Origin of the sequence: Rhodococcus sp. KRD197 (genome assembly GCF_017168235.1) — a bacterium.
In the GTDB taxonomy this organism is placed as follows: domain Bacteria; phylum Actinomycetota; class Actinomycetes; order Mycobacteriales; family Mycobacteriaceae; genus Rhodococcoides.
This window is the reverse complement of record NZ_JABFAO010000033.1, coordinates 1-407: the sequence shown is the minus strand read 5'-3', so window position 1 is coordinate 407 and position 407 is coordinate 1. Positions and strand designations below refer to the sequence as shown.

Genomic DNA, 407 nt, shown 5'->3' with positions numbered 1-407 from the left:
TGTTCTTCTTCGCGGCGTCGTCGTTCGGTTTCGTGCCGGGCTCGGGCATCGCAAGCGGCTTGGTGGGCGAGTTCGTGGGCGCGGTCGGTGACTGTTCTGGGCAGGGATCGGGTGGCGATGTCGAGCAGGACTGCTACGGCATCAGCTTGGTGTGTGTCGGTGAGGGTGGGGTCGGCGGTGAGGATGGTGGAGTGTCCGTCGGCGATGGCTTTGGCATGCAGGATGTGGATGGTGCCGTTGGAGAGTGCTTCTGCGACGGATGGGTGGGCGCCGAGCCAGTAGCCGAGGGCGATTTGGTGGGCGGCGTTGCCTTCGGGGATGCGGACGGCGTTGCTGTACCAGCGTTTGATGGAGGAGTGTCCGAGTTTGAGGGCGAGTCCTCGGCGTTCGGCTTCGGCGAGCAGGGC

The 407-nt window shown here is 65.4% G+C and carries 1 protein-coding gene; it reads right to left on the bottom strand.

The genetic code is table 11. The features are described from left to right. A partial coding sequence (locus J1M86_RS23585; RefSeq protein WP_206511598.1) for a DUF222 domain-containing protein occupies positions 1-407 on the bottom strand: 407 nt, incomplete at both ends.